This window comes from Phaeobacter sp. NW0010-22, assembly GCF_040365955.1.
GTDB lineage: Bacteria > Pseudomonadota > Alphaproteobacteria > Rhodobacterales > Rhodobacteraceae > OMPR01.
The window spans coordinates 278,802-294,622 of record NZ_BAABWT010000005.1 but is presented as its reverse complement, the minus strand read 5'-3'; the positions used below and the strand labels follow the sequence as shown (position 1 = coordinate 294,622).

13 protein-coding genes are annotated in these 15,821 nt (G+C 51.3%); 9 read left to right on the top strand and 4 right to left on the bottom strand.

What is annotated here, in order from left to right; all coding sequences use genetic code 11:
- Positions 1 to 79 precede the first annotated feature (79 nt).
- Positions 80 to 1,336: a GNAT family N-acetyltransferase gene (locus ABWV33_RS13185; protein ID WP_353331335.1), complete on the top strand. Its 1,257-nt coding sequence runs from the start codon at positions 80 to 82 to the stop codon at positions 1,334 to 1,336.
- A 129-nt stretch (positions 1,337 to 1,465) separates the two neighbouring features.
- On the opposite strand, the gene gyrA is transcribed toward ABWV33_RS13185, so the two are convergent.
- Positions 1,466 to 4,171, bottom strand: coding sequence for a DNA gyrase subunit A (gene gyrA / locus ABWV33_RS13180; RefSeq protein ID WP_353331507.1), 2,706 nt, complete (start codon positions 4,169 to 4,171; stop codon positions 1,466 to 1,468).
- 223 nt (positions 4,172 to 4,394) lie between these two features.
- Between gyrA and ABWV33_RS13175 the strand changes: the two genes are divergently transcribed.
- Positions 4,395 to 4,664 (top strand): usg protein, encoded by a 270-nt coding sequence (locus ABWV33_RS13175; RefSeq protein ID WP_113821595.1) that lies wholly within the window; start codon positions 4,395 to 4,397, stop codon positions 4,662 to 4,664.
- Between the two features lie 3 nt (positions 4,665 to 4,667).
- Here ABWV33_RS13175 and ABWV33_RS13170 read toward each other — a convergent pair whose 3' ends face one another.
- Complete coding sequence (locus ABWV33_RS13170) at positions 4,668 to 5,621, bottom strand: radical SAM protein (protein WP_353331333.1); 954 nt, start codon at positions 5,619 to 5,621, stop codon at positions 4,668 to 4,670.
- 156 nt (positions 5,622 to 5,777) lie between these two features.
- Between ABWV33_RS13170 and zwf the strand changes: the two genes are divergently transcribed.
- The 3 genes from zwf to pgi are packed head-to-tail and all read left to right on the top strand — an operon-like array spanning position 5,778 to position 9,522.
- Complete coding sequence (gene zwf, locus ABWV33_RS13165) at positions 5,778 to 7,244, top strand: glucose-6-phosphate dehydrogenase (RefSeq protein WP_113821593.1); 1,467 nt, start codon at positions 5,778 to 5,780, stop codon at positions 7,242 to 7,244.
- Positions 7,241 to 7,903, top strand: coding sequence for a 6-phosphogluconolactonase (pgl, locus tag ABWV33_RS13160; RefSeq protein ID WP_353331331.1), 663 nt, complete (start codon positions 7,241 to 7,243; stop codon positions 7,901 to 7,903). The genes zwf and pgl overlap by 4 nt, the downstream gene beginning before the upstream one ends.
- 8 nt (positions 7,904 to 7,911) lie before the next feature.
- Positions 7,912 to 9,522, top strand: a complete 1,611-nt coding sequence (gene pgi / locus ABWV33_RS13155; RefSeq protein WP_353331329.1) for a glucose-6-phosphate isomerase — start codon at positions 7,912 to 7,914, stop codon at positions 9,520 to 9,522.
- Here pgi and ABWV33_RS13150 read toward each other — a convergent pair.
- A complete protein-coding gene (locus tag ABWV33_RS13150) occupies positions 9,519 to 9,992 on the bottom strand; it encodes an acyl-CoA thioesterase (RefSeq protein ID WP_353331327.1) in 474 nt (157 codons plus the stop codon). The two genes, pgi and ABWV33_RS13150, sit on opposite strands and share 4 nt — an antisense overlap.
- A gap of 199 nt (positions 9,993 to 10,191) precedes the next feature.
- Between ABWV33_RS13150 and ABWV33_RS13145 the strand changes: the two genes are divergently transcribed.
- A complete protein-coding gene (locus tag ABWV33_RS13145) occupies positions 10,192 to 11,811 on the top strand; it encodes a long-chain fatty acid--CoA ligase (protein WP_353331325.1) in 1,620 nt (539 codons plus the stop codon).
- 99 nt (positions 11,812 to 11,910) lie between these two features.
- On the opposite strand, the gene ABWV33_RS13140 is transcribed toward ABWV33_RS13145, so the two are convergent.
- Complete coding sequence (locus ABWV33_RS13140; RefSeq protein WP_353331323.1) at positions 11,911 to 12,855, bottom strand: LysR substrate-binding domain-containing protein; 945 nt, start codon at positions 12,853 to 12,855, stop codon at positions 11,911 to 11,913.
- 142 nt (positions 12,856 to 12,997) lie between these two features.
- Here ABWV33_RS13140 and ABWV33_RS13135 point away from each other — a divergent pair, with 142 nt between their 5' ends.
- From ABWV33_RS13135 to dctP, 3 genes are read left to right on the top strand one after another with little or no spacing between them, the layout of a single operon-like run.
- Entirely contained in the window at positions 12,998 to 13,474 is a 477-nt protein-coding gene (locus ABWV33_RS13135; RefSeq protein WP_353331321.1) for a TRAP transporter small permease, read from the top strand.
- Positions 13,467 to 14,765: a TRAP transporter large permease gene (locus ABWV33_RS13130; protein WP_353331319.1), complete on the top strand. Its 1,299-nt coding sequence runs from the start codon at positions 13,467 to 13,469 to the stop codon at positions 14,763 to 14,765. Before ABWV33_RS13135 ends, ABWV33_RS13130 begins: the two co-directional genes overlap by 8 nt.
- Before the next feature lie 53 nt (positions 14,766 to 14,818).
- Positions 14,819 to 15,811 (top strand): TRAP transporter substrate-binding protein DctP, encoded by a 993-nt coding sequence (gene dctP / locus ABWV33_RS13125; RefSeq protein ID WP_353331317.1) that lies wholly within the window; start codon positions 14,819 to 14,821, stop codon positions 15,809 to 15,811.
- Positions 15,812 to 15,821 lie beyond the last annotated feature (10 nt).

The window sequence follows — 15,821 nt, the reverse complement described above, 5'->3', positions numbered from 1 at the left end:
ACCTGCGAAATGCGGCCAAATTTGTGCCGCATTTTTTTGTGATCTTTGCCCCCGGTATTATGAGTGGCGGGGATTTTGCATGAGTATTCTTGAGCGTGTGGACGGTGTTTCACCAGCGCGGGTTAGCCCGTTGTCTAAGGTGATTGTTATTGATGACCTAAAAGAGCTTCTCCCGCTCAGCGAGGCTTACAAGAGCGTTCAAAAACGCGATCCCGACTCGGGCGTGTTCCTGTCATGGGAATGGCTATTCGATATTTTTTCGAAAAACCAAGGTGGGTGGCGGTTGTATGCCGTTCAGAATTCCGAGGCCCCCACTGGGTATTCTGGTTTTTTTCCGGTGGCCCGAACGCTGCATTGGAGCGAGACGAAAGATGAACTCCAGACCTATTATTCTGCGGCGGGCCGATTGGGCCTTAGCGATTACGTGGGGTTTGTTTGTGAACCAAACTTCGAAACCTCGGCCATCGAAGCATTGGGCAAACACCTAGCCAAAGATCCTTGGGCCCGGTTATCTTTGCGATACGAACCTACCGAACGTCGATCTCGGATATTCGCGGATGTGTTTGAGAAGAATGACGACTTCTCGGTCGCTTGGCCCGATTATCGGATCAACAAAGGAAAAACAAACCAATTGGTTTGCCCTGTATTAGCGTTGCCGCCGGACTATGAAACCTTTGTATCTGGGTTAGGGCGTCGATCTCGCAAACAACTGAAACGGTACGAGCGTAGACTGGCAGCCTTGGAAGCTCCGCGATTTTCCGTTCCCAAAGGCGAACAAGTTGAAACGGATTGGGACAAGTTGCTAGAACTTTGGGGCCTGAAATGGGATGGGCAGAAATCCACAGGCAAAGTTAAAGCCTTGACTGCCAAATATCGTGATTTTTTGGACCGATCCCATCGGCTGGGAATGCTGTTTCTTGTAAGCCTTTGGGATGGTGAAAAGATGCTTGGATCAATGGCCCATCTTGTCGATCGGGACACCATGACATTGCACAGTGTACTCGAAGGGCGCGATCCTGACTGTGCGGATCTTGGCGTTGGAACATTGCTTCATCACTATGCCATTCGCCAATCGATCCGTGCCAAATGTACAAGTTATGATTTTGGTCATGGCGATGCGGAATACAAATACAGGCTAGGCGCAGAGGACGTCCCTGTTTCGTATCTGACGATCCGGCGGCGGTCTTCTGCAACAGGATCTGTTTTGGATCCATCGATGTGTGTTCAAGCCCTTCAGAAAGTTGAAAAATATATGGATGCTGATGAAGGTGCGAAGGCAAAGACCAGTGTCTCGCAACTCAGAGAAGCACTTTCACGTATGCGTGTAAGTAGCTGAAATATATTAAATTTGATCTGAAAGTCGGTGCGATTTAGAGAAGCGTAAACTTGAGCGCATGTCAGGTTGACGGACCTAAAACGCCGAGGTTTCAAAAAAAAGGGTGCCATAGTAGGCACCCTTTATCATTTATTCTTCGTCGATCTTTTCTTCGTCACCTTGATCTGCGATCCAGGCGACACTGACAACTTCTTCACCTTTGCCCGTGTTAAAGACACGGACCCCACCAGCGCTTCGCGATCGGAAGGAAATTCCGTCAACAGGCACCCGGATAGACTGCCCCTTTGAGGTGGCGAGCATGATTTGGTCGTCCATCTCAACAGGGAAAGATGCAATCAGATCTCCGCCGCGCATCGCTTTATCCATGGCCGTTACACCCATACCCCCACGACCCCGAACAGGGTAATCATGTGACGAGCTGAGCTTACCGGACCCACCTTTAGTAATGGTAAGGATCAGATTTTCAGCAGCGGACATAGCGGCATAACGCTCTTGGCTAATTGTCGCCATCGTGCTGCCCTCTTCTTCGTCAGGCATTTCCGCATCGTCAGCCAGACCCGCAACTGCACGGCGCATCTTCAGATAGGCGACGCGTTCATCTGAGGTGGCTTCGAAATGGCGAATGACTGACATCGAAACAACGCGATCAGGGCTCGACAGTCTAATTCCACGCACGCCTGTGGATTTACGTCCCTTGAAGACGCGCACATCTGTGGTTTGAAAACGGATCGCACGCCCAGAGTTGGTTACCAGCATGACATCGTCGTCTTCAGAGCAGATACGCGCATTGACGAGCTCGACCTCGTCCGACAATTCCATCGCAATTTTGCCGTTCCGTTTCACATTGGTAAAATCACTCAATGCGTTACGGCGAACATCCCCGGCGCTGGTGGCAAAGATGATCTGCAGATTTTCCCACTCATCTTCTGGCACGTCTACAGGCATGATTGCTGCAATCGAAACGCCTGGCGGGATAGGTAGAATGTTGACGATGGCTTTGCCTTTGGCAGTGCGCCCCCCTTGGGGCAGGCGCCACGTCTTGAGTTTGTATACCATGCCGTCCGTTGTGAAGAACAACAGTTGCGTATGGGTGTTTGCAACAAAGAGCGTGGTAATCACGTCTTCTTCTTTGGTCTGCATACCCGAAACACCCTTGCCGCCGCGCTTTTGCGCCCGGAAATCGGCCAGAGGGGTCCGTTTGATATAGCCGCCGGATGTGACGGTCACGACCATGTCTTCGCGTTCGATCAGATCTTCGTCGTCCATATCTCCGGACCAGTCGACGATTTCAGTCCGACGCGGCACGGCAAACTGATCGCGCACTTCGCGCAATTCATCGCCGATGATCCCCATGATACGCTCACGTGAGCCAAGAATTTCGAGGTATTCCTTGATCTTACCTGCGAGTTCTTCCAATTCGTCGGTGACTTCTTTGACCCCGATCTGTGTCAAACGCTGTAGACGGAGTTCCAAAATGGCACGGGCCTGTGTTTCGGACAGGTTATAGGTGCCATCGTCGTTTGCTGTATGGGTTGGATCGTCAATCAGCGCGATGTATTCAAGGATCGGTTGCGCGGGCCAACGACGGGTCATTAGCTTTTCACGGGCTTCTGCGGCATCGGCCGACTGGCGGATGGTCGCAACTATTTCGTCGATGTTCGTTACAGCGACGGCCAAGCCACACAATATGTGGCTGCGTTCCCGAGCCTTGCGCAACAGATACGCAGTCCGACGGGCAACAACATCTTCACGGAAATCGATAAACGAAGTCAGGAAACGCCGTAGTGTCAATTGCTCGGGACGGCCACCGTTCAAGGCAAGCATGTTACAGCCAAAATAGGTCTGCATGGGTGAGAAACGGAACAGTTGATTCAGAACAACTTCGGGCGTTGCATCGCGTTTCAATTCGACAACAACACGTACACCATTGCGGTCTGATTCATCCTGTACATGCGCCACGCCTTCGATCCGCTTTTCGCGCACTGCTTCGGCGATCTTTTCGATCATCGATGCTTTGTTCACCTGGTAAGGGATCTCATCTACGATGATTGCATAACGATCACGACGAATTTCTTCGACGCGGGTTTTGGCCCGGATAACAACGCTACCGCGTCCTTCAAGATAGGCTTTGCGCGCGCCTGTGCGGCCCAACATAATACCGCCGGTCGGGAAATCTGGACCAGGGACATAATCGATCAATTGTTCGCTGGTCAGATCCGGTTCATCAATCAGAGCCAATGTGGCATTGATCACTTCGCCCAAGTTGTGCGGGGGGATGTTGGTGGCCATACCAACGGCAATACCACCCGCGCCATTCACAAGCATATTTGGGAAACGGGCCGGCAGAACCGTTGGCTCACGGTCCTTACCATCATAGTTGTCTTGGAAATCGACAGTTTCTTTGTCGATATCGGACAACAAGAAGGCGGCAGGTTTATCCATCCGAACTTCGGTGTAACGCATGGCCGCCGGGTTATCCCCGTCCATCGAACCAAAGTTTCCTTGGCCATCCAAAAGCGGCAAGGACATCGAGAAATCTTGAGCCATGCGAACCAAAGCGTCATAAATAGCGCTGTCGCCGTGTGGGTGATATTTACCCATCACATCACCAACTGGACGCGCTGATTTACGATAAGACTTTTCGTGTGTGTTGTTGGTTTCGTGCATCGCATAAAGAATGCGTCGATGAACCGGTTTTAGGCCATCACGCAGGTCTGGAATGGCACGAGAGACGATAACCGACATCGCATAATCGAGATACGATGTGCGCATCTCAGATTCGATGGAAACGGTTGGCCCATCGTACGCGGGGCGTGCCGGTGGGGTTTCATCCATGTTTTCAGGGGTTTCTGGCGTATCGCTCACGTATGCAGCCCGTTCTTTGTGCAGGGTCTATATATTGTGGATGTACCATATCAGACTGGGCATATGGGGTGCAAGCCAGCAGGTTGATCTGGTGTCATTTACCATTCAAAAATCAGTAACACTTTGTTTTTGTGCATCATTAACCAATCTTATGATACTCTAAAGAGACCGAACCAGAAACTGGAGGTCAATAATGGAGCAGAACGAAACAGAACTGATGCTCAAAGGCTATGGTTTAACCACGGCTGAATTTTTCTACCACATGCCCGATTACATCCATGTGCTGAATACGTTTGTCTGGCAGGATTACGATCTGGCACCGGATCATCGTAAGCTGTTCGATTTCATCGAATACTGGCAGCGAGAGATCGACGGACCGCTACATTCGGTCCGCTTTACCCACCGCAAGATGATTGGGCCAGGCGAATGGCAAAACATGGTTGGTGAATTCAAAGTGCATTAGTTGTCAGGCGGAACAGCTCGCGCCACCTAAAACGCAGAATTTTGCACAATGGGGGTGGTTCAACTGAACATCTTGTTCAGCCTCTTCCAACGTGCTCCCCAGCTCAAACTCAGGGGAGTAAGGCAGAAGCGTGCAGGCCAGAACAGCTAGCGTTTCTGCGCCTTTGCGTTTCACGACCATTCGGGAACTGGCACACATAATTGCCTCTGGGGATTTGTTAAGGATCCCCCAGCAGGCCGTTGTGATTTCAGGCACCTCGATGGATTCATCCATTTCGGGGAACAAAACAGTTTGTCCCGGATTATGTGCGTCGATATCAAAACCGTGTTGTTCATAGAAATGTGCGTACCCAGCACGGCTATCGGCTTCGCTATCAGTCCAGAGTGTGCGGCCAGCAACAGCCATCTTGATTCCATTGTCACGCAGCCAGATCATACCTTGCAGCGTCTTTTCAAAACTTCCCACGCCGCGTTCTTCATCGTGCAGATCAGCGCGAAAATGATCAACGGAGATGCGCAGTGTAAGCTTTTCGCCGAAATCAGCTTTCAACCCAAGCAACCCTTCGCGCATAGATTTGCGCATCATCGGACGCATCGCGTTGGTTAAGATCAAAACCTCATGCCCACGTTCAATCGACGCACGCGCCATGGCGATCATTTGCGGATTCATGAACGGTTCACCGCCCGTAAAAGCGATTTCGCGCACTGGCCATTTACGGTCTTTTAGCTGGTCTAGAAAGGTACGGACCTCATCAGCAGTGATATATACAAGCGCATCATTTGTGGGACTGCTGTTAATATAACAATTGAGGCATTCGATGTTACACAGGGTTCCTGTGTTGAACCAAAGGGTTTCAGGATGAGACAATGCGACCGAGGCTCGGGTCTGCCCATCTGCAGTCACAAAACGGTCATGGAACTTCCCGACGTTGGCTGTTGATGGGTTCAGATCTTTCATTGACGCAATCCGGCTTGGTAATTCCGGTTTGATCTAGCCTATTCTGGGGGAGAAGTTAAAGTCGTCACAAAAGGTTTGACGGAGTTGTGATGTAGTCGTGGTCAAAGGCTGCGATAGTCAGAATGCTCTCGTTTGATAATCTACAAAGGACACAGAATGGTATCGCGACTTATTCCAGTCGACCCCTTTGATCTGGTGATTTTTGGTGGCACCGGGGATTTGGCACGCCGCAAAATCCTGCCTGCATTGTTCAGGCGGTTTTGTGCTGGGCAGATGTCACCTGATACGCAAATCATTGCTGCGGCGCGGAGTGCATTGGATACGGCGACATATCGGGGGTTCGTGACCGAAGCCTTGAATGAGTTCGTTCCCAATCGCGCCTGCGAAGAGGGAACGCTCGCCGGGTTTCTAGCAATCATTGATTATGTTGCTATAGATGCGACGGGCAAAGACGGTTGGGAAACACTGGTTGAACGAATTCAGGGCAACCGTGTTCGTGCATTCTATTTTTCTGTCGGGCCAAGCCTGTTTGCACCCCTTGCAGAGCGCATCAACAGCTATGGTCTTTCGACGCAAACGTCTCGGATCGTCGTGGAAAAACCCTTCGGACACGATCTGACCAGCGCGCGCGCTCTGAACGCGATATTGGCGGACAATTTTGATGAAAGCCAAATTTACCGGATTGATCACTATCTAGGCAAAGAAACGGTTCAGAATTTGATGGCAATCCGGTTCGGGAACATGCTGTTCGAACCGCTCTGGAATAGTCAGTACGTCGACCACATTCAAATTACGGTCGCTGAAAGCGTCGGCGTTGGTGGGCGCGGTGGATATTATGATCGCGCCGGTGCGATGCGTGATATGATGCAGAACCATCTGATGCAGCTATTGTGTTTGATAGCGATGGAGCCGCCCGCCAAGTTTGATCCAGATGCCGTCCGAGATGAGAAACTAAAAGTAATCAGGGCGCTGGATCCGGTCCAACCACACCATATCGTTCGCGGGCAATATAACGCCGCTCCGGGTGACGAAGATGCGCACCCCAGTTATCGCGAAGCTGTCGAGGATCCGCGCTCGACTACGGAAAGCTATATTGCGCTTAAGGCTCACATTAGCAACTGGCGTTGGGCCAACACGCCTTTCTACCTGCGTACTGGCAAACGTTTGGTAGCGCGATCTTCGGTTATCAATGTCATGTTCAAAGACGCACCCCATGCAATTTTTGGCCAAGAAGCAGGACGCCATGCTAATGTTTTGTCCATTCGGTTGCAGCCTAACGAGGGAATTACGCTTAAGGTGACGATCAAAGAGCCGGGACCGGGGGGCATGCGATTGTTGGATGTACCACTGGATATGAGCTTCGCTGAAGCGCTGGGGGCTGAAGGCGAAGATCCGCCAGATGCCTACGAGCGGCTCATCGTGGATGTGATCCGCGGTAATCAGACGTTGTTTATGCGCGGTGACGAGGTAGAGGCTGCCTGGGGGTGGACAGACCCAATTATTGCGGGGTGGCAGGCTAGGGGGGACGTTCCGAAACCCTATGACAGTGGAAGTACCGGCCCGGGGGATGCTGAGCTTTTGATGAAACGAGACGGACGCAAGTGGCAGGGGATTAATCCATGAATTTTCTGGAATATTCGGATCGCGATATGTTGGCCATTGATGTGGCCAATCAAATTGCCGGTGATTTGAAGGGGGCATTGCTGCATCACGAAACGGTGTCGCTAGCTGTTCCCGGGGGAACCACACCAGGGGCCATTTTTGACAACCTGTGCGCGGCACTGCTTGATTGGAATCGGGTGCATGTTCTTCCAACAGATGAACGGTGTGTCCCTGTCACGGATGAGCGGTCGAATGGGCGCATGATTATGGATCGGTTGTTCGTTGGTAAAGCGGCAGAGGCTACGTTTTTGCCATTGTATGATCCGTTTGATGAACAGCCTGAGGCTCCTGCAGTGATATTGGAACGCGAATTGCCTTTGTCCGTGCTGTTACTAGGTATGGGGGCCGATATGCATACGGCGTCTCTGTTTCCGGGGATGGATAATTTGCAGGCGGCCTTGTCTGCAAACGCTCCGGTATTGGTTTTGGCACAACCGAACTCACAACCAGAAGATCGTATATCCATGTCTGCACCTGTTCTAAACGGAGCGCTTTCTAAACATCTTGTTGTTTTTGGGACAGAAAAACGTGATGCATTTGAGCACGCGCTGACCTTGCCCCCGGAAGAAGCGCCGATTACATCTGTATTAGACAGTATGACTGTGCATTGGGCGGAGTAGATTGATTTATGTTTGAACGATTGAGAACGCTTCATACAGCGGTGAAAGACAGATCTATTTTCGATCTGTTTCAGCGCGATGTTTCCCGGGCTGAGCAGTTCTCAATTGACACGGACAATCTACGTTTTGATTTTTCCAAAACTCAGATTGATGAAGACATCCTGCAAGAATTGGGGGCGTTTTGTAAGGCGCGTAAGCTTGATGTCATGCGTGAGAACCTTTTCTCTGGCGCTCTAATCAATGAAACAGAAGGGCGTGCAGCCTTACACACAGCGCTGCGCAATTTAGATGGCGACCCGGTATATTGTGACGGCCAGGATGTGATGCCAGAGGTGTTGGCCACGCTGGAACGGATGCAGGCATTTGCCAAATCGGTGCGCAGTGGGGCAATAACTGGGCCCGGTGGCGGTTTTCTTGATGTCGTCAACATCGGTATCGGTGGATCTGACTTAGGTCCGGCAATGGCAGCATTGGCTTTGACACCGTATCAAAATGGCCCTCGATGTCATTTTGTCTCAAACATCGATGGAGCACATATAACGGACACATTGCACCACTTAGACCCGCGTCGAACGCTAGTTATTGTGGCCTCAAAAAGCTTTACAACGGTCGAAGCGATCATGAATGCCAAAGCGGCACGGGACTGGGTTCTTGCAGGGGGCGGTGATCCCGCAGCACAGTTTGTAGCTCTTTCAACGGCTGTCGATAAAACGCGGGAGTTTGGAATCCCGAGTGAACGGGTGTTTGGATTTTCGGACTGGGTTGGTGGCAGATATTCAATTTGGGGACCCATCGGCTTATCATTGATGATAGGGATTGGGTGTGAAGATTTTAATGCCTTCTTGTTGGGGGGGCAGGCCATGGATCGCCATTTCCGTACCACCGCTTGGAGTGAGAACATGCCCGTGATGTTGGCGCTGACTGGGCTGTGGCATCATCAGATTTGCGGTTACCCGACACGGGCCGTAATTCCCTATGAACAAAGACTTTCTCGCCTCCCGGCATATCTGCAGCAGCTTGAGATGGAGTCCAATGGTAAGTCTATTGCCATGGACGGCTCAGATTTGACCGAACCATCAGGGCCAATCGTTTGGGGCGAACCCGGAACAAACGCGCAGCACGCCTTTTTCCAACTCATTCACCAAGGGACCATTGTGGTGCCATGTGAGTTTCTGGTTGGGGCGCTTGGGCACGAGAAAGATTTGAAATCTCATCATCAATTGCTTGTCGCTAATTGCCTTGCGCAATCAGAGGCATTGATGCGCGGACGTTCTGCTGATGAAACACGTATTTTGTTGCAAGAACCGCGCTTGTCCGCAGTGGATCTGGAACGACAGGTCCGTCATCGCGTGTTTGAAGGGAACCGGCCCTCAACAACTTTGATCTACCCCAAGCTAACCCCTTATGTTTTGGGCCAGATCATTGCGTTGTATGAACATCGTGTGTTTGTTGAAGGGGCGTTGTTAGGCCTTAATTCCTACGACCAATGGGGTGTTGAATTAGGGAAGACCATGGCAACGTCGCTAGTGCCTGTCGTTGCGGGTGAAATACCAGCGACAGGAAAGGATGGGTCAACCGCCGGTCTTGTCGATTACGTGTTAAAGCATAGAGATGTCTAAACGGCTTTGGCACCATCGCGCGTTTCAAACACAGCGCGAAGCTTATCAGGGATAGGATATTTCCCCGAGCCGTCAGGGAGCATCACAACCATGACTGCTGTTAAGGTTGCGCGCAGGTCACCCGCCCAAAGCTGTTGCTCCATGACGAAAGAGGTGTTGCGGAATTCTGTGACGCGGGCAGTGACAATGTAATCTTCGTCAGCGACCATTTCTCGAACATAATGGGCATTTGCATTGCGAATGACCAATCGCGGGGGCAAACCATCTGCAAAGTATGACGCGCAGAGAACATCAAAATATCTCACGCGCAGTGTTTCAAACCACTCAATATAGGCTTTGTTATTCACGTGTTGCAGAGGATCAAGCTCTGCGAACCGCACGCGATCCGCAATGGCCAAAGGCTGCGGTTCAAGCAAACCATTCGCGCGCTGGTCGTCTGAGCTAAGCGGGGTGTGGTAACGCAGGGTCATAAGGCAAACTGCTATCTGTCGCAGTCTGATTGGGCAAGCAGGTTATTGTAATGTCGGTATTTCATTGGCAGACTCTGACGGTGAGGGGAAGTCCTGTGCCGCTTGATTGAACGAGAAAGAACGTCTCATGCGTTTCTGGACTTAAGGTATTGAACTGTCGGACCGAATGCGATCCGGCACTATTTTGGGAGGATCTGTCATGCTTGGACAGATGATGACACAGCCGTTGCTGATTTCGTCGCTTATCGATCACGCTGCGCGATATCACGGGGAAACGGAAATCTGGTCAGTGAATACGACGGGCGGAGTCGAGCAAACGTCTTGGGGACAAGTTGGCATCAATGCACGCAAGTTAGGCTCGGCGCTGACCAAGCTTGGCTTGGACCCGCAAGCGCGGGTGGCTACTATCGCGTGGAACAACCGCCGTCACCTAGAAATCTATTATGCAGTGTCCGGAGCAGGCTTTGTTTGTCACACAATCAACCCACGTCTGTTCCCGGAACAGTTGGTGTATATCATCAACCATGCTGAGGATCAGGTTCTGTTTCTGGATGCGACGTTTCTGCCGATCGCAGTGAATTTGCGGGATCAGCTTCCGGATTTGAAGCATGTAGTACTAATGGGCCCGCGCGATGATGCTGCCGCTGAACAATTGCCCGGATTGCAGTTCTATGATGAGTTGATCGAAACCGGGGATGCTGATTTTGCCTGGCCTGACCTCGATGAACACACCGCGTCCAGCCTGTGTTATACTTCAGGCACCACCGGGCACCCAAAGGGCGTGTTGTATTCTCATCGATCAACATTGTTGCATGCTTTTGCGTCTAACACTTTGGATTGCGTTGGATATTCAGCAACTGACGTGGTGATGCCCGTTGTTCCGATGTTCCATGTAAATGCTTGGGGCTCACCCTATGCATGTGCCATGTCGGGATCCCGGATGGTGATGCCCGGTCCTGATCTGCACGGAGAGGCGTTGGTTAAGCTGATAGATGATCATGGCGTCACGCTCGCGATGGGAGTGCCAACGATTTGGCAGGGTCTTTTGACATATGCTGGCAGTTCAGGTTCGAAATTGCACAGCCTTGAGCGGACGGTTATCGGGGGATCAGCGTGCCCGCCGTCGATGATGGAAGAATTCCGGGAAACATACGGGGTTGAAACGATTCATGCGTGGGGCATGTCCGAGATGAGCCCCCTGGGATCCACAAATATGCCACTAGCCAAACACGCGCTCCTTTCTGAAGAAGATCAGAACAAATTGCGCGAAAATCAAGGGCGCCCACCGTTTGGCGTAGAGCTTAAGATTGTCGATGATGAGGGCAATCAACTTCCAAATGACGGTGAAACACAGGGCGATTTGATGGTGCGCGGCCATTGGGTGTTGGATAGCTATTTCCGCAAACAAGACGAGGCACTCTTGGAGGATGGCTGGTTTGCAACTGGCGATGTTTCCACGCTGGATCCTGATGGGTTTATGACAATCCGCGATCGGTCCAAAGACATCATAAAATCTGGTGGTGAATGGATCAGTTCGGTTGAACTGGAAAACATTGCAGTTGGTCACCCATTACTCGCGGACGCTGCCGTTATTGGCGTTCCTCACCCTAAATGGGACGAAAGGCCTTTGTTGGTTGCAGTCAAAGCGGAAGGCAAAGACCCGACAGAAGCCGAATTGTTGTCGTTCTATGATGATAAAATTGCGAAATGGCAGGTGCCTGATCAGGTGGTTTTCGTGGAAACTTTGCCCCGCAACGCGACAGGTAAGGTTCTTAAGCGAACATTGCGAGACCAGTTTGAAAACACCTTGATGGGGTGACCGGAACTCTATCCCCTAGGTTTAGAAATTGAGAGCGTGGACCCTAGATGGGTTCGCGCTCTTTTCAGGTCCGTAATCGGTTGATTTGCAATCGTCAGTTTAGGATGTTGTGGTCACGCCATCTGCTTTATGAAAAACGGCCTGAAGTTCTCGCAACTCTTGGCTGAGACTTTGGGCGAAGTTTGTGGCTAACGTTGATGGTGGGCGATGGGCGGGCTGTAGAATGGAAACGGCCAAGACGACACTGGGTCGAAATGGTCTAAACACAACGGGTCGAGGTTTGGCATGACCCTTAATATAGCCTGCAGCTGTAATCGGATCGCAGATGCAATAGCACAATCCATTCTCTACCAATGTCATTGCCGGTTGAAAACTGCGCAGCTCAAACCTCTGAAAGAAAGTGGATTTTTGCTCTGCAAACGCTTTCATTGTTTCGATGAGGTTTTGATGCCCGTCTTGCAACGCCGCCATTGGTCGTCCGTCCAAATCAGCTGCCGTAACTTCATCTTTTGCTGCAAGTGGATCATCGGCGGGTAAGGCACAAACACAGGATAGCCGGAAATCTTCAGTATCCAAAGATCCCGAAACCGCGGGCGTTTCTGAAAGACCAATGTCGTACTGTTGCGATGAAATCCATTCTTCGATCACCGAAGAGGCCCGCATCATGAGCGAGACTTTGACGTCAGGCTTGTCGTGTAAAAACTCAGCAACTAGCTGAGGCATTAAAACAGGTGATGCAGCCGGCATGCATGCAATTTTCAGACGTCCTTGTGACAGCTCACCGATTTCACGCATGGTCCGAGTTGAAAGAGATAATCGGTCTAGAATGGCTTCGGCTTCCGTAATGAAATATCGCGCCTCGGGGGTTGGAACCATTTTCCCACGCTGGCGGCGAAACAAAGACAGACCTAATTCGGCTTCCAAATTGGCGATCAGCGCACTGGCTGCGGGTTGCGTTCGGCCAAGGATTCGCGCCGCCTCGGATACTGATCCTGTGCGCATGACCTCTCTGAAGGCCTGAAGCTGTCGAAAGCTGAGGTTCATAATGATTGTAATTCCATATAAATTTAGTAAACCATAAGCTTACTTTATACTTTCATCAATTTAATCGTTTTGACTTAATGGGCTGACCTCGCGACCCTTTGATCATCAGCGCAGACGCATTTGCGCTTGTTCGGAGGGGTTCATGACGCCGTTTGCAAACATCCTGTTAACAGTTCTGATCTGCGTTGTTGCGCTGGGTCAGTTTGTGCAGGTCATCACTAGATATGTACTGGAAATTCCAGTTATGGGGTTAGAGGAAAGTCTCCTTTTCCCGACCTTGTGGCTGTATGTTTTGGGGGCGGTGAACGCCTCTCGGGAAAACACGCATATCCGCGCCAACGTTCTTGAGATCTTCCTTACAACGGATCGTCACAACCAGATTCAGGCAGCGGTAGGTGAAGTTATCAGCCTGATCATCGGCGTGTGGCTAACGTACTGGGCTTGTGATTATGCCAAGTATTCGATGCGCGTTTGGCGTGAAAGCCCAACTCTCTATTTGCCGACATTTTGGGTCGACGTCTCACTCGTTTTGGGGATGACCCTGATGATGCTGTTCACCGCAGGTCACCTGATTACCCACCTGCGCACCATTTTTGCAAAGGACCGTTTTGATGATTGAAATCGCTCTTTTCGCGGTATTGATCCTTGTTGTCTTGCTGACGCTTGGTGTTCCGTTGCCTTACTGTTTTGGGGCTGGCCTGATGGTCATGTATTACCTCGGTGATGTTGTGATGAAGGGCAATATGCTTTGGGGTTTCCAGCAATTGGGCAATCCTGTTCTTTTGGCGATCCCCTTGTTTGTTCTAGCCGGCACGATCATGAGTGTCTCTGGCATTGCCGCATCGCTGCTCAATTTCGTTAATATCTTCATCGGCCATTTGCGCGGCGGATTGGGGGTTGTTGCTACAGTATCTTGTGCGCTGATTGGTGCGATTTCCGGATCTGGCCTGACAGGGGTTGCGGCTATCGGCCCTTTGCTGATCCCTGAGATGGAAAAGCAAGGGTACCCTCGTGAATACGCGACGGCTTTGATTGCCAATGCATCTTTGCTGGGGCTGCTGATCCCTCCATCTGTAACGATGATTGTTTATGGCTGGGTCACAGACACATCAATCCTGGCGTGTTTTCTGGCAACGCTGGGGCCCGGCTTGTTGATCATGCTCAGCTTTTCGATCGTCAACATTCGAATGGCCCGCAAGTTTCCGTTGAACCTGAATGAACCCCCTAAAGGTGCCGAGTTCGTGGCCGAAGCTACGAGCCTGGGGTTCAAAGCGACACCTGCTTTGTTGATGCCTGTGATCATTCTCGGCGGGATCTATGGTGGTATCATGACACCAACGGAAGCCGCGGCTGTGGCCGTGATCTATGCCATCCCAGTTGGGTTTTTGATTTATCGCGGACTGGACGTGAAAACGTTTCTTGGGGCAGGGCGCGAAGCAGCGACATCGGTCGGTGCGATCATGTTGATGATCCTGTTCTCGATGATCTTGAGCCAGATGTTTGTGCTGGAGAGTATCCCGCAAGCTTTGGTTGAAGCGATTTTCTCAATCACAAACAACAAGATGATCTTGCTGATCCTGATCAATGTCCTGTTGTTTCTGGTCGGCATGGTCGTAAACGATGTCACCGCCATCATTTTGATTGCCCCACTCTTGCTGCCCTTGATGCAAGCCATCGGTGTTAGCCCTGTCCAGTTCGCTGCGATCATGGGGGTTAATACCGCAATGGGAGGCGTGACCCCGCCATATGCATCGATCCTGTATCTAGGTGCTCGTATCGGCAAGGTCCCGGTTACCAAAGTGATCCGCCCTGCCATGATGTTGATCTTGCTAGGGTATCTGCCTGTTGTTTTTCTGACCAGTTTTTGGCCGGACCTGTCGCTCGGGCTGCCTCGGTTCTTTGGCTACTAACCGTTCCCACCACTCACACACATCATCTCAAACACTCTAGGAGGAGACCAAAAATGATGAACTTTCTGAAATCAACTTGTCTTGCAGCAACTATTGTTGCGACGGCGGGTATTGCTTCGGCTGATACGCTCAAACTGAGCCACATTCGCCCTCAAGGCGCGACCATCGACAATGAACTGAGGACTTTTGCGGAAAACGTATCTATAGCCACTGGTGGTTCGCTGGATCTGAAGCTGTTCCCGGCTTCTGCACTTGGGGACTATACATCGGTACAGGAACGCATTTCAGTTGGTGCGATTGACATGGCTGTACAGCCTGCTGCCACCGCTGTGGATCGGCGTATGCAGATCAGCGCATTTCCTTATGTGGCAGCAAATTGGTTAGAAGCCAAAAAGATCTATGGCCCCGGTGGCGCAATCCACGGCGCGATGAAAGATTTGTATTCCAAGCAAGACATTACCATGCTGGCAGCGTATCCCGTGTATTTTGGTGGGGTTGCCCTGCACACCGATCCAGTGTCTCCTGGCGACCCGCTCGCGGCCAAAGGCATCAAGGTGCGCGTGCCCGGCATTAAGAGCTTCCAGTTGACGGCAGACGCGTTGGGTTACATCTCTTCGCCGATACCGTTTTCAGAAGCCTTTACAGCAGTTCAAACCGGAGTAGTTGATGGTGTCGTGGGGTCTGGTGCCGAGGGATATTATGCGTCTTTTCGAGATGTCACCTCAGCCTATGTGCCTGTGAATACTCACTTTGAGGTTTGGTACATGATCGTAAACTCTGGTGCATTAGCTGACCTGAGCGATGGTGATCGTGAGGCTTTGGAAGCTGCTGCGTTGGAGTTCGAAGCAAAACGTTGGACCACAGCTGAATCGGATCAAGGCGCCTTTGAACAAAAGCTTGCTGATAATGGTGCCACAATCGTGAAGCTGAGCGATGCAGAACTTGCCGCAACTGCTGATCACGTACGCGCGCAAGTCTGGCCGCAGGTCTTGGCCGACGTAGGGCAGGATTGGGGGCAGTCCATTCTAGACCAGATCGCGCAATAGCTTCTCCCCT

Excerpts from the sequence above, each read along its gene's own strand:
- ABWV33_RS13185 (WP_353331335.1), top strand. The coding sequence starts at position 80 with ATGAGTATTCTTGAGCGTGTGGACGGTGTTTCACCAGCGCGGGTTAGC.
- gyrA (WP_353331507.1), bottom strand. The coding sequence starts at position 4,171 with ATGGATGAAACCCCACCGGCACGCCCCGCGTACGATGGGCCAACCGTT.
- ABWV33_RS13175 (WP_113821595.1), top strand. The coding sequence starts at position 4,395 with ATGGAGCAGAACGAAACAGAACTGATGCTCAAAGGCTATGGTTTAACC.
- ABWV33_RS13170 (WP_353331333.1), bottom strand. The coding sequence starts at position 5,621 with ATGAAAGATCTGAACCCATCAACAGCCAACGTCGGGAAGTTCCATGAC.
- zwf (WP_113821593.1), top strand. The coding sequence starts at position 5,778 with ATGGTATCGCGACTTATTCCAGTCGACCCCTTTGATCTGGTGATTTTT.
- pgl (WP_353331331.1), top strand. The coding sequence starts at position 7,241 with ATGAATTTTCTGGAATATTCGGATCGCGATATGTTGGCCATTGATGTG.
- pgi (WP_353331329.1), top strand. The coding sequence starts at position 7,912 with ATGTTTGAACGATTGAGAACGCTTCATACAGCGGTGAAAGACAGATCT.
- ABWV33_RS13150 (WP_353331327.1), bottom strand. The coding sequence starts at position 9,992 with ATGACCCTGCGTTACCACACCCCGCTTAGCTCAGACGACCAGCGCGCG.
- ABWV33_RS13145 (WP_353331325.1), top strand. The coding sequence starts at position 10,192 with ATGCTTGGACAGATGATGACACAGCCGTTGCTGATTTCGTCGCTTATC.
- ABWV33_RS13140 (WP_353331323.1), bottom strand. The coding sequence starts at position 12,855 with ATGAACCTCAGCTTTCGACAGCTTCAGGCCTTCAGAGAGGTCATGCGC.
- ABWV33_RS13135 (WP_353331321.1), top strand. The coding sequence starts at position 12,998 with ATGACGCCGTTTGCAAACATCCTGTTAACAGTTCTGATCTGCGTTGTT.
- ABWV33_RS13130 (WP_353331319.1), top strand. The coding sequence starts at position 13,467 with ATGATTGAAATCGCTCTTTTCGCGGTATTGATCCTTGTTGTCTTGCTG.
- dctP (WP_353331317.1), top strand. The coding sequence starts at position 14,819 with ATGATGAACTTTCTGAAATCAACTTGTCTTGCAGCAACTATTGTTGCG.